The sequence below is a fragment of the Rhodoferax sp. LS1P39 genome (assembly GCF_056521425.1).
Map to the genome: position 1 here is coordinate 132911 of NZ_JBWMAV010000006.1, position 24977 is coordinate 157887.

Annotated in this window: 24 protein-coding genes; 16 read left to right on the forward strand and 8 right to left on the reverse strand. The window is 65.5% G+C overall.

The annotated features are described in order from the left end of the window. Positions 1 to 9: 9 nt before the first annotated feature. The 5 genes from AC097O_RS12105 (at position 10) to AC097O_RS12125 (ending at position 3698) form a co-directional block, all read left to right on the forward strand. Positions 10 to 624 carry a LysE family transporter gene (locus AC097O_RS12105; protein ID WP_479593066.1) on the forward strand — a complete coding sequence of 205 codons (615 nt, stop codon included), beginning with the start codon at positions 10 to 12 and terminating at the stop codon, positions 622 to 624. Positions 625 to 638: 14 nt separating this feature from the next. Further along, positions 639 to 1406 (forward strand): ParA family protein, encoded by a 768-nt coding sequence (locus AC097O_RS12110; RefSeq protein ID WP_479593068.1) that lies wholly within the window; start codon positions 639 to 641, stop codon positions 1404 to 1406. A gap of 64 nt (positions 1407 to 1470) precedes the next feature. Further along, a complete protein-coding gene (locus AC097O_RS12115) occupies positions 1471 to 2004 on the forward strand; it encodes an RBBP9/YdeN family alpha/beta hydrolase (protein WP_479593070.1) in 534 nt (177 codons plus the stop codon). Positions 2005 to 2017: 13 nt separating this feature from the next. Next, complete coding sequence (locus AC097O_RS12120; protein ID WP_479593071.1) at positions 2018 to 2938, forward strand: ParB/RepB/Spo0J family partition protein; 921 nt, start codon at positions 2018 to 2020, stop codon at positions 2936 to 2938. A 4-nt stretch (positions 2939 to 2942) separates the two neighbouring features. Beyond that, the gene (locus AC097O_RS12125; protein WP_479593072.1) at positions 2943 to 3698 is read left to right on the forward strand and encodes a class I SAM-dependent methyltransferase; all 756 of its coding nucleotides are present in this window, start codon (positions 2943 to 2945) and stop codon (positions 3696 to 3698) included. Positions 3699 to 3729: 31 nt separating this feature from the next. Here AC097O_RS12125 and AC097O_RS12130 read toward each other — a convergent pair whose 3' ends face one another. The 3 genes from AC097O_RS12130 to AC097O_RS12140 form a co-directional block, all read right to left on the reverse strand. Beyond that, complete coding sequence (locus AC097O_RS12130; protein ID WP_479593073.1) at positions 3730 to 4551, reverse strand: hypothetical protein; 822 nt, start codon at positions 4549 to 4551, stop codon at positions 3730 to 3732. A gap of 47 nt (positions 4552 to 4598) precedes the next feature. After that, positions 4599 to 5180 (reverse strand): tetratricopeptide repeat protein, encoded by a 582-nt coding sequence (locus AC097O_RS12135; protein ID WP_479593190.1) that lies wholly within the window; start codon positions 5178 to 5180, stop codon positions 4599 to 4601. Between the two features lie 124 nt (positions 5181 to 5304). Next, positions 5305 to 6705, reverse strand: a complete 1401-nt coding sequence (locus AC097O_RS12140; protein WP_479593074.1) for an FAD-binding oxidoreductase — start codon at positions 6703 to 6705, stop codon at positions 5305 to 5307. A gap of 199 nt (positions 6706 to 6904) precedes the next feature. Between AC097O_RS12140 and AC097O_RS12145 the strand changes: the two genes are divergently transcribed. Then, entirely contained in the window at positions 6905 to 7465 is a 561-nt protein-coding gene (locus AC097O_RS12145) for a cob(I)yrinic acid a,c-diamide adenosyltransferase (protein WP_479593075.1), read from the forward strand. A 57-nt stretch (positions 7466 to 7522) separates the two neighbouring features. Here AC097O_RS12145 and AC097O_RS12150 read toward each other — a convergent pair whose 3' ends face one another. Continuing rightward, complete coding sequence (locus tag AC097O_RS12150) at positions 7523 to 8395, reverse strand: helix-turn-helix domain-containing protein (RefSeq protein WP_479593076.1); 873 nt, start codon at positions 8393 to 8395, stop codon at positions 7523 to 7525. Positions 8396 to 8516: 121 nt separating this feature from the next. On the opposite strand from AC097O_RS12150, the gene AC097O_RS12155 reads away from it, so the two are divergent. Then, positions 8517 to 9467, forward strand: a complete 951-nt coding sequence (locus tag AC097O_RS12155) for a phytanoyl-CoA dioxygenase family protein (protein WP_479593077.1) — start codon at positions 8517 to 8519, stop codon at positions 9465 to 9467. 113 nt (positions 9468 to 9580) lie between these two features. After that, complete coding sequence (locus tag AC097O_RS12160; protein ID WP_479593078.1) at positions 9581 to 10156, forward strand: Uma2 family endonuclease; 576 nt, start codon at positions 9581 to 9583, stop codon at positions 10154 to 10156. On the opposite strand, the gene AC097O_RS12165 is transcribed toward AC097O_RS12160, so the two are convergent. Next, entirely contained in the window at positions 10153 to 11082 is a 930-nt protein-coding gene (locus tag AC097O_RS12165) for a LysR family transcriptional regulator (RefSeq protein WP_479593079.1), read from the reverse strand. The two genes, AC097O_RS12160 and AC097O_RS12165, sit on opposite strands and share 4 nt — an antisense overlap. Positions 11083 to 11173: 91 nt before the next feature. Here AC097O_RS12165 and aptA point away from each other — a divergent pair, with 91 nt between their 5' ends. Further along, positions 11174 to 12532, forward strand: a complete 1359-nt coding sequence (gene aptA / locus AC097O_RS12170) for an omega-aminotransferase AptA (RefSeq protein WP_479593080.1) — start codon at positions 11174 to 11176, stop codon at positions 12530 to 12532. 12 nt (positions 12533 to 12544) lie between these two features. Here aptA and AC097O_RS12175 read toward each other — a convergent pair whose 3' ends face one another. Both AC097O_RS12175 and AC097O_RS12180 read right to left on the reverse strand, forming a co-directional pair. After that, complete coding sequence (locus tag AC097O_RS12175) at positions 12545 to 13210, reverse strand: hypothetical protein (protein ID WP_479593081.1); 666 nt, start codon at positions 13208 to 13210, stop codon at positions 12545 to 12547. A gap of 64 nt (positions 13211 to 13274) precedes the next feature. Next, entirely contained in the window at positions 13275 to 14024 is a 750-nt protein-coding gene (locus AC097O_RS12180; RefSeq protein WP_479593082.1) for a TetR/AcrR family transcriptional regulator, read from the reverse strand. Positions 14025 to 14174: 150 nt separating this feature from the next. On the opposite strand from AC097O_RS12180, the gene AC097O_RS12185 reads away from it, so the two are divergent. From AC097O_RS12185 to AC097O_RS12210, 6 genes are all read left to right on the forward strand, one after another. Further along, the gene (locus AC097O_RS12185) at positions 14175 to 15011 is read left to right on the forward strand and encodes a fumarylacetoacetate hydrolase family protein (protein ID WP_479593083.1); all 837 of its coding nucleotides are present in this window, start codon (positions 14175 to 14177) and stop codon (positions 15009 to 15011) included. Between the two features lie 79 nt (positions 15012 to 15090). Then, the gene (locus tag AC097O_RS12190; protein ID WP_479593084.1) at positions 15091 to 16008 is read left to right on the forward strand and encodes a VOC family protein; all 918 of its coding nucleotides are present in this window, start codon (positions 15091 to 15093) and stop codon (positions 16006 to 16008) included. A gap of 17 nt (positions 16009 to 16025) precedes the next feature. Then, the gene (gene mhpA, locus AC097O_RS12195) at positions 16026 to 17606 is read left to right on the forward strand and encodes a bifunctional 3-(3-hydroxy-phenyl)propionate/3-hydroxycinnamic acid hydroxylase MhpA (protein ID WP_479593085.1); all 1581 of its coding nucleotides are present in this window, start codon (positions 16026 to 16028) and stop codon (positions 17604 to 17606) included. Positions 17607 to 17618: 12 nt separating this feature from the next. After that, the gene (locus AC097O_RS12200; protein ID WP_479593086.1) at positions 17619 to 18866 is read left to right on the forward strand and encodes an MFS transporter; all 1248 of its coding nucleotides are present in this window, start codon (positions 17619 to 17621) and stop codon (positions 18864 to 18866) included. Between the two features lie 12 nt (positions 18867 to 18878). Beyond that, positions 18879 to 19955: an amidohydrolase family protein gene (locus tag AC097O_RS12205; protein WP_479593087.1), complete on the forward strand. Its 1077-nt coding sequence runs from the start codon at positions 18879 to 18881 to the stop codon at positions 19953 to 19955. A gap of 171 nt (positions 19956 to 20126) precedes the next feature. Continuing rightward, positions 20127 to 23450 (forward strand): ATP-binding protein, encoded by a 3324-nt coding sequence (locus AC097O_RS12210; protein WP_479593088.1) that lies wholly within the window; start codon positions 20127 to 20129, stop codon positions 23448 to 23450. A gap of 67 nt (positions 23451 to 23517) precedes the next feature. Here the strand turns inward: AC097O_RS12210 and AC097O_RS12215 are convergent, their stop codons facing one another. Further along, positions 23518 to 24411, reverse strand: coding sequence for a DMT family transporter (locus tag AC097O_RS12215; protein ID WP_479593089.1), 894 nt, complete (start codon positions 24409 to 24411; stop codon positions 23518 to 23520). Positions 24412 to 24487: 76 nt separating this feature from the next. Here AC097O_RS12215 and AC097O_RS12220 point away from each other — a divergent pair, with 76 nt between their 5' ends. Beyond that, the gene (locus AC097O_RS12220; protein ID WP_479593090.1) at positions 24488 to 24913 is read left to right on the forward strand and encodes a hotdog fold thioesterase; all 426 of its coding nucleotides are present in this window, start codon (positions 24488 to 24490) and stop codon (positions 24911 to 24913) included. Positions 24914 to 24977: the final 64 nt, after the last annotated feature.

Here is a 24977-nt window from a genome sequence, read left to right on the forward strand (position 1 = left end):
GAGTTCCCCATGTTCGGCATTGCAAATTACGGCGCGTTCGTCGCTGCCATCATCGTTTTTTTGATGGTCCCCGGCCCGGGTAATTTGGCGCTGATCACCTCCACCAGCAAAGGCGGCATACGCGGCGGCCTGGCTGCCACGCTGGGCGTGATCCTGGGCGACCAGGTGCTGATGTGGACGGCGGTAGCCGGTGTGGCGGCCTTGCTGGCCAGCTACCCGGTGGCGTTTGCGGCGGTGCAGTGGCTGGGTGCCGCTTACCTGGCGTTTCTGGGTTGCAAGATGCTGCTGGCCAAGGCGGGCGACGCGCCTATTTTGAACATCAAACCATCGCACTTTCTGCGCCAGGCCCTGGTCATCACCTTGCTGAACCCCAAGGCCATCATGTTTTATATGGCGTTTTTCCCGCTGTTTGTCGACCCGGTGCAGCACCAGGGCCTGCTGACCTTCGCGGTGATGGCGCTGACCATTGCGGCGCTGACCTTTGCCTACGGCCTGGTCGCCACGCTGTTGACCCATTTTCTGGCCGAGCGCATGCGTGCGAACCCGGCTGTGTCCCGCGCGCTGAACAAGCTGGCGGGCGTTTTCCTCATTGGCTTTGGCGTGAAGCTGGCGCTGTCTAAATAATCTGAAAGTGCCGCATGGCTAAAGTTTTTTGTGTTGCGAATCAAAAGGGCGGGGTTGGCAAAACCACCACCACCGTCAACCTGGCCGCCGGCCTGGCCAAGGTGGGGCAGCGCGTGCTGATGATCGACCTGGACCCGCAGGGCAACGCCACCATGGGCTCGGGCGTGGACAAGCGTACGCTGGAACTCACCGTGTACGACGTGCTGCTCGAATCCAGCAGCATTGCCGAGGCCCGGGTGATTGCCGAAAAGTGTGACTACCACGTGCTCGGCTCCAGCCGCGAACTCAGCGGTGCCGAGGTGGAGTTGGTGACCCTGGAGCGCCGCGAAAAGCGCCTGCAGGCGGCCATCGCCAAGGTGTCGGCCGAGTACGACTTTGTGCTGATCGACTGCCCGCCCAGTTTGTCGATGCTGACGCTGAACGGCCTGTGCGCCGCCAACGGCGTGATCGTGCCCATGCAGTGCGAGTACTTTGCGCTGGAGGGGCTGACCGACCTGGTCAACACCATCAAGCAGGTGCACGCCAACCTGAACAAAGACCTGCAAATCATCGGCCTGCTGCGGGTGATGTTCGACCCCCGCATCACCCTGCAGCAGCAGGTGAGCGAGCAGCTCAAGGCCCACTTTGCCGACAAGGTGTTCAACACCGTGATCCCGCGCAACGTGCGCTTGGCCGAAGCACCCAGCTACGGCCTGCCCGGCGTGGTGTTTGACCCCCAGGCCAAGGGCAGCCTGGCTTACATTGAATTCGCCCAGGAAATGGTCGACCGCATCCAAGCCTGAATTTATAAGAAATAGGCCTCTACCGCCCATTCGATAAGCGCAAGCAGCTACTAATTACATAGCAATGACAACTCCCCGCGTTCTCCTCCTTCCCGGCTGGTACAACTCCGGCCCCGGCCACTGGCAAACCCTGTGGGAAGCCCAGTTTGGTGACCTGCGGGTTACGCAGCACGACTGGATGCAGCCGCTGCGCGGCGACTGGACCACCCGCCTGGAAGAGGTGGTGCAGGAGCAGGATGGCCCCGTGTGGTTGGCCGCGCACAGCCTGGGCTGCCATTTGGTAGCGGCGTGGGCGGCGGTGTCTAGCAGCACGGCCAAGGTACAGGGCGCGCTGCTGGTGGCACCGCCCGACGTGGCGCAGGCGGATTTTCCGCCCCAGCTGCACCGCTGGGCCGTGCCGGTACTGGGCAAGCTGCCGTTTGTATCCACGCTGGTGGCCTCTACCGACGACCCGTACTGCAGCCTGGCCGCCGCCGAAAAGTACGCCCAGCACTGGGGCGCAGCGCTGCACAACATCGGCCCGCGCGGCCACATCAATACCGAATCCGGCCTGGGCGACTGGCCGCAGGGCAGGGCGTTGTTACTGAACCAAAAATAGAAAGCACAAGACTATGGCAACCCCCAAACGCAAAGGCCTGGGCATGGGCCTGGATGCCCTGCTCGGCCCCAAGGTCGTCGATCCCACGCCGCTGGAAACGGGGCTGCCCACCGTCTTGCTGCTGAGCGACCTGGTGCCCGGCCAGTACCAGCCGCGCACCCGCATGGATGAGGGCGCGCTGTACGAGCTGGCCGAAAGCATCAAGGCCCAGGGCATCATGCAGCCCATTCTGGTGCGCCAACTGGCCAGCGGCGACAACGCAGGCCAATACGAGATCATCGCTGGCGAGCGGCGTTTTCGTGCCGCCCGCATCGCCGGGCTGGACCGCGTGCCGGTGCTGGTGCGGGACGTGCCGGACGAATCTGCGGCCGCCATGGCCCTGATCGAAAACATCCAGCGCGAAGACCTGAACCCGCTGGAAGAAGCCCAGGGCCTGCAGCGCTTGGTGAAGGAATTTGGCCTGACGCACGAGCAGGCCGCGCAGGCCGTGGGCCGCTCGCGCAGCGCCGCCAGCAACCTGCTGCGCCTGCTGAACCTGGCCGACCCGGTGCAGACCATGCTGATGGCGGGCGACCTGGACATGGGCCACGCCCGCGCCCTGCTGGCGCTCGACCGCGCCACGCAAATCAGCGCAGGCAGCCAGATCGCCGCCAAGAAAATGTCGGTGCGCGAGGCCGAAAGCCTGGTCAAAAAGCTCAGCGCCGAGTTCTCGCTCACGCCCTCGCCCAAGGCCGCCAAAGAGAAGTCGCGCGACCTGAAACGGGTGGAAGAAGAGCTGTCCGACCTGCTGATGGCCGAGGTGGACATCCGCGTCAAAAAGCGCGTCAAACGCCACGGCAAGTTCGAAGAAATGGGCGAAGTGATCGTGCAGTTCGGCTCGCTGGACGAGTTGAACGGCCTGGTCGAAAAACTCACGCGCAGCGCAGCGCACTGAGCCGGTGTTGCGCTGGCCCCTGCCCGCGTTGCTCGCCTGGGGCGGTGCCTGGGCGCTGTTCACCACGCTGCTGCAGCTGGGCCTGCCGGGCACCGTGGCGTTGTTGCTGACCACCGCCGCCGGGGCGGCCTGCAGCCTGCTGGGGGCCACCTGGTGGCGGCGCGGGCTGATCGCGGCGGGGTTTCCGCTGTCGCTGGCCTTGTCCGGCATGGTGGCGCTCCCGGCCTGGGCCTGGCTGCTGCCGCTGGCCTTGCTGCTGCTGGTGTACCCGCTGAATGCCTGGCGCGATGCCCCGCTGTTCCCCACGCCCACCCGCGCACTACAAGCTCTGGCGGCGGCTATTCCTTTGCCCGAGGGCGCGCTGGTGCTGGATGCCGGTTGCGGCCTGGGCCACGGCCTGCAGGCCCTGCGCCTGGCCTACCCGCAGGCCCGCCTGCACGGCCTGGAGTGGAGCTGGCCGCTGCGGGCGGTGTGCGCCCTGCGTTGCCCCTGGGCGCGCGTGCGCCAGGGCGACATCTGGCGCGCCGATTGGGCTCCTTACACGCTGGTCTACCTGTTCCAGCGCCCCGAGAGCATGGCCCGCGCCTTCGCCAAGGCCCGGGCGCAGATGGCACCGGGCACGTGGCTGGTGAGCCTGGAATTTGCCGTGGAGGGCGTGGTGCCCACCGGGCGGCTGCAGGCCCCGGACGGGCGGGCGGTGTGGCTGTACCGGGTGTCTACGGGCCATGAAAAAAGCCTCCCGAAGGAGGCTTCTGCGTAAGAACGTGAACACGTTCTAAGGGCCAGGTCGATTACTTGCCAATCTTGAGGACGCCGCCCTTGCCCAGGCCACCCTTGACTTCTTGTGCCTTGTAGTTGCGCAGCGAAATCACCATGCTGTTGTAGGCATCCACAAAGGCAGATACCGTGGCTTTGCCGGCCGGGGTGCGTGAAAAGCCGCCCAGGCCCGCTGCGGCACCGCCGCCAAAGGCACCCAGCGCGGCACCGTAGTTGGTGGCGGTGGCGTTGCCTTCGGAGATGGCGATTTGCACCTGCGAGCGGATGTCGAACAGCGACAGCGTCACGACCGAGGCTTTGCTCTCCAGCGAGCCTGCGATGGCACCCAGGCCTGGGCCGAGAAAGCCGCCCAACGCGCCCGCGATCTTGCCGGTGGATTCGTTGTCAATGATGATGGCCGGGTCCAGGAAGTAGTCGGCCGCTACGCGCTGGCCTTTTTGCTGCTGTGAACCGGCGCGGAATTCGCCTGAATTGCGCTGTTTGTCGGTGATCGTCGAGATCTTGCTTTCCATGCGGTTGTTGCCGATGGAGGTGATCACGAAGCAGTTGGACTGCTGCACCGCCAGGCGCAACAAGGGCTCGATGCTGGTGATCTGGGTGGCTGCGCCGAAGCTGGCGTACCAATCCTTGCCACGGCCATCGTCTACCGCCAGCGTGCCCAGGGGCGCATCGCAGCGCTCCAGGCTGGAGTTGGCACCTGCGCTGGTGCCGCCTGCCGCGCCGCCCTGGACGGCGGTGGGGGCATTGCCGGCGGTAATTTGACCGCCGCCGCACCCAGCAAAGGAGAGGGCGCAGGCCAGGGTGGCCCAGCGGACGGTTTTTTGCGGTGTGTTCATGGCTCAGTCTTTCAAAGCGAAGGGTTGCAGGTTAGAAAAAATCAAAGTTATCGGTAGTACCAGCCGGAAGGCCCCCAAGCCCAGTAATAGGCGTAACCGGTGGCCCACCAGCCGTACCAGGACTTGCGGTAGGTTTCACGCCACTGGTAGTTCTCTTGCTCGGTCTTCTTGGCGGCCCGGGCTTCGACCAGCAGCTTTTTGGCTTCTTTGCTGCCGCTGCCCGAGGCGAGCAGCAGCCACTTTTCGGCCTCTTGTGGATCGGGGCCCATTTCTTCCAGACCCATCAGGTAGAAGCGGCCCAGGGCCAGTTGGGCCTGCGCGTTACCGCGGTCACCGGCCTCACGCATCCATTGCAGCGCCTGGTAGCTGTCGCGCTTGATGCCGTCACCCCGGAAATAGCGCAACCCCAGGTCAAAGGCGGCCTTGGGGTCTTTGTTGGCAAGTTGGGTCAGCGCGGCAATGCGGCGGGTTTCTTCCGGATTGTCATCGTGGGTGGCATCAAAGGTAGCCGAATTGCGGGGCCGGTCCGAGCAGCCCGAATTGTCACAGATGCGGATGGTTTTCTCGGTGGTCTGGGCACCTACGGCCAGTGCGGCCAGAAGGAATGGAAGCAGCAAACTTTTCATGATGGTTCTCATGGCATGGTTATTTACAGCAGATACTAAAGTTTACATGTCTGCATCCCCGCGGGATAGGGCCAGTTTCTCAGTCATTTAGATGAAAAATAGCAGGCTCGCGCGCGTTACCTGATATTTACATTTTGAATATCTTCCCTGGGTTCAAAATATCCAGCGGATCCAGCGCCTGCTTGATGGCGCGCATCATGGCCACGGCGCCTTCACCGGCCTCGGCCACCAGAAACTCCATCTTGTGCAGGCCGATGCCGTGCTCGCCGCTGCAGGTGCCGTCCAGCCGCAGGGCGCGGGCCACCAGGGCATCGTTCAGGGCCTCGGCGCGGGCGCGCTCGTCGGCGCTGTCGGGGTCGATCAAATAGCCAAAGTGGAAGTTGCCGTCGCCCACGTGGCCGACCAGAAAGTAGGGGATGCCCGACGCATCCGCCTCGGCCACCGAATCCAGCAGGCAGTCGGCCAGGCGCGAGATAGGCACGCAGGTGTCGGTGGAGATGGCTTTGCAGCCGGGGCGTGACTGCACGGCGGCGAAGTAGGCGTTATGCCGGGCCGTCCACAGCCGGGTGCGCTCCTCGGGCGTGCTGGCCCATTCGAATGCCTGGCCACCAAAGTCGGAGGCGATCTCCTGCACCAGCTCGGCCTGCTCTTTCACCCCGGTGGGCGAGCCGTGGAACTCCATCAGCAGCATGGGTTCCTCGCGCAGACCGAGTTTGGCGTAGGCATTGACCATGCGCACGGTGTTGGCATCGATCAGCTCCACCCGGGCGATGGGAACGCCCAGCTGGATCACCTGGATGGTGGTGCGCACGGCGGCTTCGATGCTGGGAAACGAGCAGATGGCCGCGGAGATGGCCTCGGGCAGGGGATACACCTTGAGGGTGACTTCGGTGATTACACCCAGCGTGCCCTCGCTGCCCACCATCAGCCGCGTGAGGTCGTAACCTGCGCTGGACTTCTTGGCGCGGGTGCCGGTGCGGATGGCCTCGCCGCTGGCTGTGACCACCTCCAGCGCCAGCACGTTTTCGCGCATGGTGCCGTAGCGCACGGCGTTGGTGCCGCTGGCGCGGGTGGCGCACATGCCGCCGAGGGTCGCGTCCGCGCCGGGGTCGATGGGGAAGAACAGGCCGGTGTGCTTGATGGCCTCGTTGAGCTGCTTGCGCGTCACGCCGGGCTGCACGGTGACCGTCAGGTCGTCGGCATCGATGCTCAGGATGGCGTTCATGCGGCCCACGTCCAGGCTGATGCCGCCTTGCACCGCCAGCAAATGCCCTTCCAGCGACGAGCCCACGCCGAAGGGGATCACCGGCACCGCGTAGCTGGCGGCGAGTCTTACCGCATCGGCCACGTCGGCGGTGCTTTCGGCAAACACCACGGCGGCGGGCGGTGGCACCGAGAACGCGGATTCGTCGCGCCCATGGTGTTCGCGCACCGCCATGGCAACCGAGAACTGCGCGCCAAAGCGGCTTTGCAAGGCATCGGCCAGGGGGGAGGGAACGGGGCGGATGGCGAGGGTAGGGGCGTGCATGGGGTAGCTCTGTGTAACACCCCCAGGCTCCAGTGCTTTGCACTTTCCGCCACCCCCCTTGCAGGGGGCAACACCAGCAGCCTGGCAAAGCCAGTTCTGCGGTGTTTCTGGATGGCGTGCGTTTTGACTGGATGGGGATGATGGGGGATTAAAAGGATTTCACAGACAATTCTCCCCCTATTCAACCGAAGGAACCGCCATGGCGAATCGCCTCACGCAAATCGCCACCCGCACCGGCGACAACGGCACCACCGGCCTGGGCGACAACACCCGCGTCTCCAAAAACAGCCTGCGCGTGCATGCCATGGGCGACGTGGACGAGCTCAACAGCCACATCGGCCTGCTGCTGTGCGAGCCCATGCCCGAGGGTGTGCGCACCCTGCTGGTGGAGGTGCAGCACCAGCTGTTCAACCTGGGCGGCGAGCTGTCCATCCCCGGCTTCGAGCTGCTCAAACCCGAGGCCGTGTTGGCGCTGGACCAGGCCCTGGCCGAGCACAACGCCACGCTGCCCCGGCTGGCCGAGTTCATCCTGCCCGCAGGCACCCGCGCCGCCTCTCTTGCCCACATCTGCCGCACCGTGGCCCGCCGCGCCGAACGCACCGTGGTGGCGCTGGAGCAGCAAGATGCGCTGAAAGACACGCCCCGCCACTACCTGAACCGGCTCAGCGATTTGCTGTTTGTGCTGGCCCGGGTGCTGAACCGCGTGGACGGCGGCGACGACGTGTACTGGAAAAGCGAGCGCATGGCGCGCAATGCCTGATTGCTATTATTTAAATAGCTTTTCGTGCTTACGGAATAAGCGCTAGAGGCATTTTTCTTATAAATGCAACACGGCTTTGTGCCGCTTGCGGAATGCGCTGGGCACCTCGCCCTTGATGCGTGTGAACTGCCGGTTGAACAGCGACAGATTGCTGTAGCCCACGTCGCCCGCGATAGCCGCAATCGGCTGTGCACTGGCGATCAGCAGCGCGCACGCCCGGCCCACGCGCAGCCGGGTCAGGTAATCGACCAGCGTGGTGCGGGTGTGCCGCCGGAACATGCGGTGCAGCGCCGAGGTGCTCAGGCAGGCCAGCGCAGCCATGTCGGCAGCCAGGATGGGCTCGGCGAAGTGGGCGTGCAGGTGGTTCAGCACGCGGGCGATGCGCGGCTCGGCCGACAGGCGCATGGCGGTGGGTTGCGATGTCTGCAGCAAGGGCGTGGCCGCCGGGTCTTGCGCCAGGCAGTGCAGCACCTCCAGTAGCCGCAACAGTCGGGTCGCGGGGTCGGCAGTACGCATAGCTTGGATGGTCTGCGCCACCGACGCGCGGGTGGCCTCACCAAAGCACAGGCCCTGGCTGGCACGCGCCACCAGGGCCGCCACCGGGCCCAGCTCAGGCAGGGTGGTGGCCAGCCCCTCCACCCAGGCCTGGGTGAACCACACCACCAGCGCCACATGCGGCTGCCGGGCATCCACCGGCTCCAGCGAACACCAGCTGTGCGGTATGCCGGGGCCCACCAGCACCAGGTCGCCATCACCGTAGGGTTGCACGTCGTCGCCTATGTAGCGGTAGCCCCGGCTGTTCAGCGTCAGCGTCAGCTCGTACTCGGGGTGGTGGTGCCATTCAAACGGAATGCCTTCGGGCAAGCGCCGGTCCAGAAACGCCCAGGAGCTGCCCGGTTCGGGCGTGATGGCTTCAAAAACGGCGCGCATAGGGAGTGGTTTGGTTTGAAAACGCCTCAATAGTACCAACCAAGGCCCACAAGGGACGCTGTGCAAACGCGCTGCCAATTTGAAAATTGCGGCATCCCAACACCACTCCAAGAGACACACCATGTACCCCACCACCCCCGACGGCCACGGCAACCACCCCGGTGCCCAGGGCCAGACCGTTCAGCTCAAAGACATCCAGAAAACCAGGCCCCTGCGCGTGCTGAGCCAGGCCGATTGGCAGCACTGGGTGACGCATGGCTACGTCATCGTGCGCCAGGCCGTGCCGTTGGACAAGGTGCAGGCGGTGGCCGACATGCTGTGGGAGTTCCAGGAAATGGATCCGCAAGACCCCGGCACCTGGTACCAGTCGCAGCGCCGCGAGCACAAGATGACCGAGCTGAACAACACCGGTATGGTCGAGGTCTACCACCACCCTGCCATGTGGGAGACGCGCCAGCACCCGCGCGTGTACGACGCGTTTGTCGACATCTGGGACCGCGAAGACCTGTGGGTTGCCGTGGACCGCGCCAATCTGAATCCACCCAACCGGGGTGCGCGCGCCTCCGGCCAGGTCAACGGCTTCATCCATTTCGACGTGGATGTGTCGCAGCGGCCCCTGCCGATTGCCGTGCAGGGCGTGCTGTCGCTGGCCAAACAGGATGCCGAAGTGGGCGGATTCCAGTGTGTGCCCAGCATCTTTGCCGAGCTCGACACCTGGTGGGCGCGCCAACCGCCGGGCGCCAACCCCTTCAAACCCGACACCACCGGCCACGCCATCGTCAACACCAGCCTGGAGGCGGGCGACCTGCTGATCTTCAACAGCCTGCTGGCCCACGGCGTGCGCCCGAACCGCTCGGAAAACCGGGCCCGCATGGCGCAGTACATCTCGATGTTCCCCGCAGACTTTGGCAACAAAGCCCTGCGCCAGGCCCGCATCCACACCTGGGCCGCGCAAACCCACCCGCTGGGCGACCCCTTTCCCGGCGACCCGCGGGAATACGAGAAAAATCACCACCCCCTGGCCCAGCCCAACCCCCTGGGCCGCAAGCTGCTGGGGCTGGATGCGTGGTGAGTATGTGCTATTGTTTTAGTAGCTGGTTGCGCCGATGGCGTGGGCGTTGACGGTACTTTTGGCTTAAATTTATAGCTGCCGCATAATCAGATATTCCCCACCCGAAAGCTGCCATGGGACACGCCGCACCACTTCCTGTTTTCACCGCTGTCGATTACCTCGCCTGGGAACACACCCAGACCGAACGCCACGAGTTTATGGATGGCGAGGTGTTTGCCATGGCGGGGGCGGAGGACCGGCATGTGAAGACCGCGCTGAACATGGCCATCGCCCTGCACCAGCATCTGGGCAATACCCCCTGCGAAACCTATGTGAGCGATATGCGCCTGCATGTGGAGGCTGCCAACGCGTACTTTTACCCCGACGTGATGGTCACCTGCAGCCCGCGCGACCTGGAAAGCCCCAGCTTCAAGGCCGAGCCCAAACTGATCGTCGAAGTGCTATCGCCCACAACCGCTGGGTTCGATCGGGGGTTGAAGTTCACCCATTACCGCAGCCTGGCCAGCTTGCAGGAATACGTTCTGATCGACCTGGATACGCGTATTACCGATTGCTACCGTAAAAGCCCCAACGGTCTGTGGGTGCTGCACCCGTTTGCCAAAGGCGAAACCATCGTGTTGACCAGCGTGGCGCTGGAGCTGAGCGCGGCGCAATTGTTTGCCAAAGTCCCCGAGGTTTCGGTACTTTAGGCGGCATGCGCCAGCCGCAAACACTCCTGCAACAGCCGTGTAGCCGGTGACGGCTCGGGCGTGCGGCGGGTGATGCCCAGAAACTGGCAGGCGTAGTGGAACAGCGCGGGCTGCACCGCGCGCATCTGGCCTTTTTGCACAAAGCCTTCGGCATAGTGGTCGGGCAGAAAGCCCAGGTAGTGGCCGCTCAGGATCAGTGTGGCGATGGACTCCTGGTCGAAGCCCGTGGCCTTGCGCGGCAGGCGTTCGCGCTGGCTGATCTCCATGTTGGGCGAGTGCTGGCCCAGCCCGGCAAACGGGTAGCGGCGCAGGTCGTCCCAGCCCATGGCCTGCATGTCTTGGTCAAATAAAACATGCTGCGCGCCGCAGAACAGCAGCATGGTTTCACCAAACAACGCGTCGTAGGCCAGGCTGTCGGCGTTGCGGTGGCCGGGGATGATGCCCAGCTGGAACTGCCCGTCCAGCACCCCCCGCTCGATGGCGTGGATGGTGGCCACGTGCAGGCACAGGCGCACATCGGGGGCCTGCTGCGCAAACTGGGCAATGGCCGCGTGGATGCGCGCCTGCGGGTTGCTGGCGGTTTTGTCGAACACGGCCAGGTGCAGCTCGCCGCCCATGCGCTGGTGCAGTGCGTCCACGCTGGCGCGAAACGCCTCGGCTCCGGCCAGCAGGCGCAAGGTCTCGGTGTAGATGTGCTGGCCCTCGGGAGTGAGCGCAAAGCCGCTGCGGCCCCGGCGGCACAGGGTCAGGCCCAGGCGGGTTTCCAGGTCTTTGACGTGGCGGCTCACGGTGGAGGTGCCAATGTTCAGCTCCAGCTCGGCAGCCGCCATGCCCCCGCACTCGACCACGCTTTTGAACACCCGCAGCAGGCGGATGTCCATGTCGGTGAGTTGCCCCAGCACAGCCCGGTTCTTGGTTACTTGCATAAGTTGCTAACTACAGAGTGGTATTTAACTCTTTATGAGAGTAACAGGGGCGGCCAGAATCCGCCTATTCTTTTTACATCCGGAGCGCGCCATGGACATGACCGATACCCAACAACTGCAGCAAGCTGCACGTCCCCGTACCGATGCCGCATGGCTCAACGCGCACTGGATGCCTTACACCGGCAACCGCAACTTTAAGGCCGACCCGCGCATCATCACCAGTGCCAAGGGCTGCTACTACACCGACATCGATGGCCGCCAGATCTTCGACGGCCTGTCCGGCCTATGGTGTTCCGGCCTGGGCCATGGCCGCACCGAACTCACGGCAGCCGCCACCCGCCAGATGGCTACGCTGGACTACGCGCCCGCGTTCCAGTTCGGCCACCCGCTGTCGTTTGAGCTGGCCAACAAGCTGGTGGAATTGACCCCCGACGGCCTGGACCACGTGTTCTTCACCGGCTCGGGCTCTGAAGCCGCCGACACGTCCTTGAAGATGGCGCGCGCCTACTGGCGCACCAAGGGCCAGGCCAGCAAGACCCGCTTCATAGGCCGCGAAAAGGGCTACCACGGCGTAGGCTTTGGCGGCATCTCGGTGGGCGGCATCGGTGCCAACCGCAAGATGTTTGGCGAAGCTTTGCAGGCCGACCACCTGCCGCACACCCAGCTCAAAAGCAATGCCTTCTCGCGTGGCATGCCGAAGACCGGCGTGGAACTGGCCGACGAGCTGCTGGACCTGATCACGCTGCACGATGCCAGCAACATCGCGGCGGTGATCGTCGAGCCCATGTCCGGCTCGGCCGGTGTGGTGGTGCCGCCGGTGGGCTACCTGCAGCGCCTGCGCGAGATCTGCACCGCGCACAACATCCTGCTGATTTTTGACGAAGTGATCACCGGCTTTGGCCGCATGGGCGCGATGAGCGGTGCCGAGGCCTTTGGCGTGACCCCCGACATCATGAACGTGGCCAAGCAGATCACCAACGGCTCCCAGCCCATGGGGGCGGTGCTGGTCGGCAAGGAAATTTACGACACCTTCATGCACGCCGGTGCGCCCGACTACATGCTGGAATTCGCCCACGGCTACACCTACTCGGCCCACCCGGTCGCCTGCGCCGTGGCCCTGGCCACGCTAGACATTTTGGTGGCAGAAGACATGCCCCAGCGCGTGCGCGCCATCGCCCCGCATTTCGAGAATGCCGTGCACAGCCTGCAAGGTGCCAAGCACGTCACCGACATCCGCAACTACGGCCTGGCCAGCGGCATCACCCTGGCCGCCTACCCCGGCGAGCCCGCCCGCCGCCCGTATGAAGTGGCGATGGCGATGTGGAAGAAAGGCTTCTACGTGCGCTACGGTGCCGACACCATCCAGATGGCCCCGCCGTTTGTGGTGACCGCCGCCGAAATCGACAGCATGGTGAATGCGCTGGGTGAGACCTTGAACGCCATGGGCTGACCACCCGCCGGGCTACACCACCACCGTCTGCCCGGTTTGCGCACCCACTGCGGCTGCCACCTGGGCGTGAAAGTGGGCAATCTTTGCCGGGCCCTGGATGGCCTCCTGAATCAGGTAGCCCACCTTGTGGGTGTAGCCTGACAGGAGGCTTTTTCCTTGGGCAGTGGTGCCATCCACGTAAACATCCAGCTCAAAATTAGCCCCGTGGCGCGCCGAAGTGGTGAAGTTGGTGCTGCCAAAAATGGCGGCAGTGGCTTTGAAGAAATCCAGTCCCCGCCCCGTGAGTCCAATCGCCTTGACGTGCCATGCGACGGCTGCGTGAACGGTGATGGGAAGGCGCACATGGGCCAGTTGCTGCTTCTGCAAATAGGCCATGCCGGTTTCGGCCACCAGCCTCGCCACATCGTCTTTGACTTTGGTCACCGTTACCGGATTCAGAATCCATTCATTGTCTTTGAACGTCTTGAAGACCCCCACCAGCAAAACCAGTTCGCGGTCTGGGGCGGCCATGGTCCATTCCACGATGTCCAAAAACTCTTGCCGGATATGGGGTCCGGTGGAAATGTGGCCGGTCAGCAAATAAATGCGGCCCGGGTCCATGCCCGGTTTCAGCACATGGGCAAGATGGGCGGTGGTTTGCTTGCTGTTGGGACTCTGGGAGAGAAACTGGATCGTCATAGCGTAATAGCCACCAAGTGGGTGAAGAAGCAACCCCAACGGGCTGCCAAAGACAAGAGGCTATCTATTTTGTAGCTTTAGCGCTGGCAGGCTTACGCACCCGTTTGGCCACGGCCGGGCTGGCGGACACCGGTGTCAGCCGCGAAAAGATCGGCCCCTGCACATCGCCCAGCACCGGCAGCGGGGCGAAGGCAATGGCTTCGGCCTCGGCCTGGGGCAGGCCGAAGCCGGTCAGCACGCAGCGCATCATCTGCTCGGGGTGGTGGTCGTGGGTGGGCTCGGTCAGCATGGTTTCTATGCCGAAGAAGATGGTGCCCAGCACCACGTCGCGGGCTACCCGCACGTTGTCGATCTTCAGGCGCTGCTGGGCGATGGCCTCCAGCAAATCGCGGTTCAGGTATACGTCGATCAACTGCCCGCGCGCCGCCACCCGGGTGCCCACGCGGGTGATGAAGGCCCCCCACATCGGGTAGCGCAGGGCGGTTTGCATGTACAGCCGCGAACCCGCCGAAAAGCGCGCCACCGGGTCGCTGAACTGCTGCACCACCGGGTCCACCACCTGCAAGATTTCGTCGCTCATGCCACCGGCCACGGCCAGCAGCAGCTCCGAGGTGGTGCGAAAGTAGTTGTAGAAAGTGCCACGCGACACCTGGGCGGCGGCGATGAAATCTTCAATGGCGGCGGTGTCCGGCCCCTTTTCGGCCAGCACCGTCAGCGCGCTCTCGATCAAGCGCAGCCGCGTGGCCTCGCGCCGCTGCGCACCCACCCGCACACGGTGGTCTTCCACCCCTGGTTTCTCTTCCGCTTTGTTCATGGGCCTAGGTTACACGACCCGCCGCCGCCCCTGCCGCAGGCACCGTCATGGGTGAAAACCCCTATCAAATTGTGCAATTCGTCATATTGACGATGTGTGCAATTTAAACAAAAATCCAACCATCGCTTCCCCACACCACCAGGAGACCCCATGAAACTATTCCGCCACGGCCCCATCGGCCAAGAAAAACCCGGCGCTGTCGATGCCCACGGCCAACTGCGCGATTTGTCGCTGCTGGTGCCCGACCTCACCCCCGAATGGCTGGCCCCCGAGCGCCTGCAAGCCCTGGCCGCCATCGACCTGCAACGCATGCCCCTGGTGGCCGCAGACACGCGCATCGGCTGCCCGGTGAACGGCGTGCGCCAGTTCGTGGCCATCGGCCTGAACTACCGCAAGCACGCACTCGAGTCCGGCCACGACATCCCCAAGGAGCCGGTGGTGTTCACCAAGGCGCTGACTTCGCTGGCCGGCCCGAACGACGACGTGACCCTGCCCGAAGGCTCGGTCGCGGGCGACTGGGAGATCGAGCTGGGCATCGTCATCGGCAGCGTGGTGCGCCAGGTTTCCAAAGAGCAGGCCCTGGCCCATGTGGCGGGCTACGTGCTGGCTAACGACGTGTCCGAGCGCGACTGGCAGATCAAGCGCAACGGCCAATGGGGCAAGGGCAAGAGCTTCGACGGCTTCGGTCCCATCGGCCCCTGGCTGGTCACCGCCGACGAGTTGCCCGACCCGCAAACCATCCCGCTGGAGCTGCGCGTCAACGGTGAAGTGCGCCAGCGCAGCAACACCGCCGACATGATTTTCAACGTGGCCGAAGTCGTGTCCTACCTCAGCCAGTTCATGACCCTGCTGCCCGGCGACGTGGTGATCACCGGCACCCCCGAAGGCGTGGGCCTGGGCATGAAGCCGCCGCAGTTTCTGGCGCGGGGTGACGTGATGACGCTCTCGGCCGGCGTGCTCGGCACCCAGCGCCAACAGGTGCGCTAAACCTCCAGATTCCTGTGTGAAAGATGCCGCCCGCAGAGGCGGTGGGGACAGCCACGTCCGCAAAACGTTGGAGACAAAAATGACGGACCATCTCGCCGTGCACTCGGTGCACGAATTCGTGTTCAGCGTGCCCGACCTGGCGCAGGCGCGGTATTTCTACACCAGCTTTGGCCTGGAAGTGCGCGAGGAGGGCGAAGGCCTGGCGCTGTACACCCAGGGCCACCCGCACCGCTGGGCGCGCATTCTGCCCGGTGCAACCAAGCGTTTGCTGTGGGTGAGTTATGGCATTTATGCGGCAGACCAGGCGCGCTTCGCACAGCATCTGGCGGCGCTGGAGATCCCCCGTGTCGCGCCCTGCGAAGGGGAGGGCGGTGTGTGGATCCAGGGCCCGGACCAGCTGCCCCTGCAGATCGTGGTGGCCGAGAAATCCTCGCCCTCCGCCCCCGTGCCCCGCGTGATCCCTCCAGAAACCGGCACCGCAGGCCGCGCGCCCAACCGCAGTGCGATCCAGCAGATTGCACCGCTGCACCTGTCGCACATCCTGATGTTCAGCGCCAATGTGCTGGAGGCCGTGCGCTTCTATACCCAGGTGCTGGGCCTGCGCCTGTCGGACAGCTCGGGCCCGGTCATCGGCTTTATGCACAGCCCGCACGGCAGCGACCACCACCTGATCGCGCTGGCCCTGTCGGGCGGCGGCGGGCTGCACCACAGCAGCTGGACGGTGCCGTCGCTGGATGCCGTGGGCCTGGGTGCGCAGCAGATGGCACAGGCCGGTTACGCGCAGGGCTGGGGCCTGGGCCGCCACGTGCTGGGCTCCAACTACTTCCGCTACGTGCGCGACCCCTGGGGCGGCTATGCCGAGTACTCGTTCGACATCGACTACATCCCCGCGGGCATGGAGTGGCCCTGCGCCGACCACCCCATCGAGGACTCGCTCTACACCTGGGGCCCGCCGCCGCCCGACGACTTTGTGACCAACTTTGAATTGACCGCCTGATCCCCTGGAGACCCACCATGCAACAAGAAATTCCCCTGTACGACGTTGTGCAGATCGGCTACGGCCCGGTCAGCGAAATCATGGCCCTGGCGCTGGCCCGCCAAGGCCGCAGCGTGGCCGTGTTCGAGCGCTGGCGCGAACGCTTCAGCCTGCCGCGCGCCGTGTGCATAGACCACGAGCTGTACCGCGTGCTGTCCGCCCTGGGCATGGGCGCGGATTTACCGGCAGTGAGCCACGCCGGGCCGATGTACCGCTGGTTCAACGCCGACTGGAAGGAGCTGCTGGCCATCGACTGGGAATCCGAGTCCATCTCCGGCGGCCCCGAGGTCAACTTCATCCACCAGCCCACGCTGGAGAAGATGTTCGAAGACGTGGTGGCCGCCTGCCCGAATGTGGAGGTGAACCTGGGCTGGGAAGCTGTGGCCGCCACCCAGACCGCCGACTACGTAGAGCTGACGGTGCGCGACTTTGAAACCGACGCACGCCGCACCGTGCGCGCCAAGTACCTGATCGGTGCCGACGGTGCCAACAGCCTGGTGCGCCAGGCCATAGGCTCCACCCAGGAAGACCGCGGCTTCGAGGCCGACTGGCTGGTGATCGACGTGCTGCCGCACGAGGGTGTGGTGCTGGACATCCCGCCCGCCGCCCAGTACTGCAACCCGCTGCGCCCCACCACCATCGTGCCCGCAGGCGTGAAGGATGGTCGCTACTTCCGCCGCTGGGAATTCATGCGCCTGCCCGGTGAAAAGCGCGAAGACCTGGAGCTGGAAAGCCGCGCCTGGGAGCTGCTGGCCCCCTGGGTGCAGCCCCACCAGGCCAGCATCGTGCGGCACAAGGTCTACACCTTCCGCTCGCTGCTGGCCAACACCTGGCGCAAGGGCCGCATGCTGATTGCGGGCGATGCCGCCCACGTGATGCCGCCTTTCATGGGCCAGGGCATGTGCGCCGGGCTGCGCGACGACTGGAACCTGGCCTGGAAGCTGAACCTGGTGCTCGGCGGCAAGGCCAGCGACAGCTTGCTCGACACCTACCAGCCCGAGCGCCGCCCGCACGTCAGCGACGTGATCGATTTGTCAATGTACCTGGGCAAGGTGATCTGCATCCCCGACCCTGTCAAAGCCGCCGAGCGCGATGCCGCCTTCTTCAGCGGCCAGGCTACCCCGCCGCCGCCTTTCCCCAGCCTCACGGCGGGCATCCTGCGCCACGCTGTGGATGGCTCGCTGCAAGCCCCTGCTGGCTTGCTCAGCCCGCACGGCACGGTGCGCCGGGGCACGCAGCAGGGCCGGTTCGACGCGGTAGTGGGCCTGGGCTTTGTGCTCGTCTCCACCGTGGAGGTCGCGTTGGGTGCGGCCCAAAACCGGTTTCTGGATGCCCTGGGGGCCCGGCGCGTGGTCATCACCGCCGACGGCGCTACGCCCGGTAGCTGGGCCGACGTAGACCACAAGTTCCTGCCCTATATGGCGCAGCACGGCATCAGCGCGATGCTGGTGCGGCCCGACTTCTACCTGTACGGCGCAGTCGCGCAGGCCGCAGACACCCCCGATTTGGTAGACGACCTGGCGGCGGATCTGCAGCGCCACGGTGTCTATGTGAATTAACCAGGAGCCACCATGCACGCTGCCACTTTTACCCCCGTTACTTCCACACCGTCCCGCTGGGACGTTAGCTACGAATGGAAAGCCGTCACCCTGCTGTGCCTGGGCTTTGGCCTGGTCGGCATCGACCGCTTCATGATCCTGCCGCTGTTCCCGGTGATCTCGAAAGAACTCAACCTCAACTACCAGGACCTGGGGCAGATCACCGGGGTGCTGTCCATCGCCTGGGGCCTGGCCTCCATCTTCATGGGCAACCTGTCGGACCGGCTGGGCCACCGCAAGGTGCTGATTCCGGCGGTCATCATCTTCTCGCTGCTGGCGGGCTTTAGCGGCCTGGCCACGGGGGTCGTCAGCATGATGGCCATCCGCGCGCTGATGGGGCTGGCCGAAGGTGCTTTCACCCCCGTGAGCATTGTGGCCACGCTGGACGCGTCCAAGCCCTCGCGCCAGGGCATGAACATCGGCATCCAGCAAATGGCGCTGCCCTTGTTTGGCTTAGGGATTGCCCCGGTGCTGGTGACGCAACTGCTCAAGGTCGTGGAATGGCACTGGATTTTTGCCCTGGTGTCGATTCCCGGCCTGGTCATCGCCTACCTGCTGTACCGCGTGCTGCGCAACACAACGCCTGCGGTGGCCGCCCTGCACACCGCTACCGCCGACGTGTCGGCGCACAAGTGGAGCGACGTGTTCCGCTACCGCAACATCCCGCTCAACATGCTGGGCATGCTTTGCTGGTTGACCTGCCTGGTGGTGCTGAGCGCCTTGCTGCCCAGCTACCTGATCGACTACCTGCACCTGAGCCTGGAGCAAATGGGCCTGGTGCTGTCGGCCATCGGCTTTGGCGGCACGCTGGGCACCTTGGTGATGCCTGCGCTGTCGGACCGGCTGGGCCGCAAGCCGGTGATGCTGATCTCGGTGGTCGGCGCAGGCCTGGGCCTGTACTGGTTGATGCACACCGGGGCCGAGCCCTACCGCCTGTTTGGCAGCCTGTTTACCACGCTGTTCTTTGTGTTCAGCATGATCTGCCTCACCGTCGGCCCCATCAGCGCCGAGTCGGTGCCCGCCAAGCTGATGACCACCGCGTCCGGCATCGTGGTCGGCACGGGCGAGATTTTTGGCGGCGGCATCGCCCCCGTGATTGCGGGCTACGTGGCGCAGCACTACGGCATCCAGTACATCCTGCACCTGGCGGCGGTAGCCCTGGTGCTGGGTTTCTTCGTCGTGCTGTTCCTGCAAGAAACCGCCCCATCCAAACGCCGTTAAAGAAAGCCCGCCATGCACAACCCCTCTCGCCGTGCCGCCATCGGCCAATTTTCTGCCGCCCTGGCCCTGGGCGTAGCCGCTAGCACCCATGCAGCAGACACCGCCAGCCCCTGCGCCTGCGGCCTGATCGACGCGCATTCGCACTATCTGCCGCCGTTCTATGCGCAGGCGCTGGCCGATGCGGGCCTGGTGACGCTGGACGGCGGCTTTCCGGTGCCGCCGTGGTCGGAAGACAAGGCCCTGGCCCACATGGACCGGCACCGCATCGACACCTCGATGCTGTCGGTCTCGTCACCCACCGTGGGCTTTCTGAAAGACGGCTTGGCGCGCCAGCGGCTGGCCCGCGCGCTGAATGTGTTTGCCGCCGAGCTGGTGCAGCGCACGCCCAACCGCTTTGGCGCGTTTGCCACCTTGCCGCTGCCCGATGTGGCCGCCTCGCTGGACGAAATGGGCTACGCGTTGGATGTGCTCAAGCTGGACGGCGTGGTGATGGAAACCAATGTGCACGGCATCTACTTGGGCGATACCCGGCTGGACCCGCTGTTTGCCGAGCTGCACCGCCGCCGCGCCACGCTGTTCTTGCACCCTACCTCGCCGCCGTGCCTAGAGTCGGTCGGCTTGGGCCGGCCCGCGCCGATTCTGGAATTTCCCATGGACACGGCCCGCACCGTGACCGACCTGGTGTTTGCGGGCACGCTCACCCGCTACCCCGACATCCGCATCATCATTCCGCACGCGGGCGGCGCGCTGTCGGCGGTGGCCGAGCGGATTGCCATGTTTTCGACCCTGCCGTTTCTCCAGCAGCGGCCTGCCGGGGGCGCAGACGAGGTGCGCCGGGTGCTGGCCGCGCTGTACTACGACCTGGCCGGGTCGGCCAGTGACGGGGCCATCGAGCGCCTGCGCCGACTCACCTCGCTGACCCACGTGCTGTTTGGCAGCGACTTTCCGTTCACCCCGGCGGCGGGCATTGCGGCCAATGTGGCGGCTTTTCGCAGCCTGGGTGGCCTCACGACGGCAGAGCACGAGGGCATGGCGCGGGGCAATGCGCTGCGGCTGTTTCCCCGGTTGGGTGCCGCTTCGCCCGGCTAGAGGAACAAGCCTTTTAGGCCCCCCGTGCTGATGGGATAAGCACAAGCAGCTACTTATTTTGTAGCTGTTTGGTCAAAGGAGGCGGCGTTGTGTGGGTGTACTTAAGCTTACATCCGCAGTATCGTGGAGCCCCGCGTGGTGATTTCTGGCCGCGCCACTCCAGTCCACGGCATGCCTATCGACCATCCGCCTTCTGCGGACCTCCGTCCCCGCACGGGGGCCACGCCCACTGTCCTGCAGGCCTTCGAGGCCCAGCTGCGCCAGCTCAACCGCTGGACCGGCATCTGCGCCGTGCTGTGGCTGGTGCTGGTGTGCGCCGTGACTTTGTGGTTGTCGGGCCGCATCGTGGGCGCGCACATTACCGACAGCGCCCTGGCTGCGCAGACCGATGCCCTCAGCACCGCCCGCATCATCGACCGCAAGTTCTCCGAGGTCGCCACGGTGGCCGCGCTGTTGGCCCAGCACACCGCCGTGCAGGAGCTGCTGGGCGAGTCCAACCCCAAGGCCGCAAGCCTGCTGGCCATGCCCGAGGCCGCGCGGCGGGCCAAGCTGGTGGGCGACCCGTATGTGCGCTTTCTGGGCGACAGCCTGGAGCAGACCCGCCAGCGGCAGGAGTACAGCCATGTGTTCGTGGTCAACGTGGCAGGTCTGGTGGTGGCCACCAGCGACGGGCGGCAGCCCAACAGCCTGCTCGGCCAGACCTACCTGGCGCGCGGCGACTTCAACGACGCCATGGAGCACGGCGTGGGCCAGATGTTTACCGTGGGCCAGGGGCTGACCAGCTACGCCAACCAACCCGGCTTTTTCTACGCGCTGCGGGCCGACCGCGACGACGTGCCCCAGGGCGTGGTGGTCATCAAGCACGATGCCAGCGCGCTGTCGCCCTTGCTGTCGGGCCACCAGATTGCGCTGGTGGTGGACCGCGACGGCATCGTGGTCAGCGCTTCGCGCAGCGACTTCATGCTGCGCCATGTGGGAGTCCTGGCACCGGTGCCGCCCGCCACGGCGCAGATGGCCACGATTCCGGTACAGCGCCCGGCCCCGCTGCTGCACCCCAGCCATTGGGAAGTCGACGGCAACCCCTACCTGGTCAACCGGGTGCCCTTGTCCCAGCCCGGCTACCAGATGCTGGCCCTGGACCAGCTGGATGCGCTGGGGCCGATGGTGCGCTGGCACTATTCGCTGGCCGCCCTGGTGGCGGCCCTGGGGCTGGGCTTGATTCTGCTGCTCAGCCGCATCGCCAGCCAGGTGATGCGCAGCCGCCACACCGGGCTGCGCCTGTCGGCCGAGCACGCGGCCACCTTGCAGGCCATGCTTGACAGCATCCCCACCCCGGTGTTCTACAAAGATGCCGCAACCCGTTTTCTGGGCTGCAACCAGGCCTATGAGCATGCGTTCGGCCTGCACGCCCAGGACCTGCTGGGCACCACGGTGATGGAGCTGGAATTCATTCCACTCGCGCGGCGCCAGGTGATCCAGAGCGAACAGCTCACCATCGTCTCCACCAACAGTGCAATGCGCCGCGAAGAAACCTTTTTGTTTGCCGACGGCAAGCCCCACACCACGTTGTACTCCATCAACCCCTTCCACCACGCCGATGGCCGGGTGGCCGGGCTGGTGGGCGTGCTGGTGGACATCAGCGAGCTCACCCAGGTGCAGGCCGAGCTGCGCCAGGCCAAGGAAGTGGCCGAAGAAGCCACCCAGGCCAAGTCGATGTTCCTGGCCAACATGAGCCACGAAATCCGCACCCCGATGAACGCCGTGATCGGCCTGTCGCACCTGGCGCTGAAGACCAACCTGGACAGCACCCAGCGCGACTACATCGGCAAGATCCACCGCGCGGGCGTGGCGCTGCTGGGCATCATCAACGACATCCTGGACTTCTCCAAAATCGAGGCCGACAAGCTCGATGTGGAGCAGGTGCCGTTCCGGCTGGACGAGGTGCTCAACCACAGCACCACGCTGCTGGCCGAGCGCATGGCCGACAAAGGCCTGGCCCTGTTGTTCGACGTGGCCTCCGGGGTGGCCCCGGCCCTGGTGGGCGACCCGCTGCGGCTGGGGCAGATCCTCACCAACCTGCTCAGCAACGCCGCCAAGTTCACCGAAAAAGGCATGGTCACCGTGTCGGTACACACCGTGGACACCGACCCTACCCCTCCCCAGCGGGTGCAGCTGCGCTTCGACGTGCGCGACACCGGCATCGGCATGACCGAAGCGCAGGCCGCCAAACTGTTCCAGGCCTTCACCCAGGCCGACGGCTCGGTGACCCGCAAATACGGCGGCACCGGCCTGGGCCTGGCCATCACCCGGGGCCTGGTGGAGCGCATGGGCGGTGAGATCAGCGTACACAGCGAACCCGGCGTGGGCAGCTGCTTCAGCTTCCAGATCTGGTTTGGCTTGGCCGATCCGGCCGCACTGCCCGCCCCGGTGGACGCGGCCCCGGCCCGCCTGGACGGCCTGCGCCTGCTGCTGGCCGAAGACAACGACATCAACCAGCAGATTGCGGTAGAGCTGCTGCAGGCCGCCGGGGCCGAGGTGGTGGTGGCCGACAACGGCCGCATTGCGCTGGACCTGCTGGTCGCTGCCCCGCCCGCGCACTTCCACGCCGTGCTGATGGACCTGCAAATGCCGGAGATGGGCGGGCTGGAAGCCACCCAGCAGATCCGCGCCAACCCGCGCTATGCCGAGCTGCCCGTCATCGCCATGACCGCCCACGCCCTGCGCGAAGAGCGTGAGCGCTGCCTGGCCGTGGGCATGGTGGACCACATCACCAAGCCGCTGGATCCGGTCACCCTGCTGCAGACCGTGCTGCGCTGGGCCCGGCCGGCCAGCGCCGGAGCCAGCGTGCCACCCCCGCCCGCCGCTCCCAGCCCTGCCGCCCCCCAGGTCTGGCCCGCCGTGCCCGGCTTGGACACCGCCTCCGGCATGCGCCGTGTGGCGGGCAATGAAAAGCTCTACCTGCGGCTGCTGCAGCAGTTTGTGCAACACCACGCCAACGCCCCCCAGCGCGCCCAGGAAGCCCTGGCCCAGGGCGACCTGGCCACCCTGCAGCGCGTGGTCCACACCGCCAAGGGCGTGGCGGGCAACATCGGCCTGACCGACCTGGCCGCTGCTGCGCTGGCGCTCGAAGAGGTGCTGCACCAGAGCGGCACCTCGGGCGAAGACATCGCCCCCGCCATGGCCCGCCTGCAGGCCGAAAACACCCGCGGCCTGGCCGCCCTGCGCCGCCTGCTGGTCGAGCGCGTGGCCGAGCCCCCGGTGGAAGAAGCCGCCCCCGCTGCCGCCAGCGCCGATGCCCGGGCGCTGGGACAAAAACTGCTGCACCTGCTGGAAGACAGCGATGGCGACGCGGTCGAACTGGTGCTGGAGCACGCCGCCAGCCTGCGCAGCCTGTTCCCTGCGGGCGGCTACCCAGCGTTCCAGACGGCAGTCACCGGTTTCGACTTTGAGCTTGCCGCCGAGCAGCTGCAGGCGGTGCTGGCGCGCAAGGCGTAAAACTATGGTTTTGATAGCTTTCTGTGCTTGTCCCATAAGCACGGGATGCTCATTTGATTGTTAGTTTTCAAGGGGTGACCACCAGCTCTTTGGTGCGTTCCTGCCGCACCACCCACAGCCCGAAGGCAATCACGATGGCCCCGCCCAGCAGGGTGCGGTGGTCGGGCGCGGTGTGCCACAGCAGGCCGTCCAGCGCCACGCCCCAGGCCAGCGCGGTGTACTCAAACGGGGCCACCACGGCCGCCTGCCCGTAGCGAAACGCCTGGGTGATGGCCAACTGTCCGGCAAAGCCGCTCACCGCAATCACCGCCAGCACCGGCGCGTCGGTGGGCAGCACCGCCACCCAGTGCGGCCAGGCCAGCGCCCCGGCCCCCACCGCTAGCCCGGTCGTGCCCCAGAACACCAGCGCGGCACTGGAATCGGTGCGGCTCAACACCCGCCCGGTCACGGCCGACACGGCATAGCACGCCGCCGCGCCCAGCACCGCCAGCGCGCCCAGCGACAAAAACGCCCCCTGGTCGGGCCGCAGCGCCACCACCACGCCGCACAGCCCGCCCGCCAGCGCCCACCAGTGGCGGGGCTGCACGCGCTCCTTCAGCACCGGAATCGACAGCACCGTGATCAGCAGCGGGGCGATGAAAAAGATGGTGTAGGCCTCGGCCAGCCCCAGCGTGCGCAGCGCCGTCACAAACAGCGACAGCATGGCCACCCCGACACCCAAGCGCAACAGATGCAGCGGCCAGCGTATCTTCAGCAGGCTGGGCAATTCCTTGCACCACAGCACGTACACCACCACTAGCGGCAGCGCCACCAGCCCGCGCAGCGCAGCCACCTGCAGGGGAGGGTAGTGGTGGCTCAGGGTTTTCAGGGCGGCATCCATCACCGAGAACGCACCCACGGCAATCACCATGGCCACAATGCCGCGCAGGTTGGCGGCGGAAACAGAAGCGTGGGTTGGCAAGCGAGAGACTCCAGACGCGCGGGGCGTGGTTTATGCTGAAAAGCATTCGTTTATATCCCTTACTGGAGTCCTCCCCATGTCCACCTGGAAGCAGCCCTTCACCGTCGAAATCTGCACCGCGGGTGCCATCGGCACCGCCATCGCCCACCTGGGTGTCGAGTTTCTGGAGGTGGGCGACGACTTTGTGCGCGCCCGTGTGCCGGTAGACCACCGTACCTGCCAGCCCTACGGCCTGCTGCACGGCGGCGTGAGCGTGGTGCTGGCCGAAACCCTGGGCTCCATCGGTGCCATGTACGCTGCCCCCGAGGGCCACCGCGCCGTGGGCCTGGACATCAACGCCAACCACCTGCGTGGTGTCTCCAGCGGCTGGGTCACCGGCACCGCCCGCCCCGTCCACATCGGCCGCACCACCCAGGTCTGGGCCATCGAACTGGTAGACGACGCAGGTAATTTGACCTGCGTGTCGCGCATCACCATGGCGATCCTGGCACCGAAGGTTTAAGATAAAAAGAGGCTCTCGCGCTTTTTGAATGGGCGTGAGCAGCTACGGTATCAGGAGCAAAAAT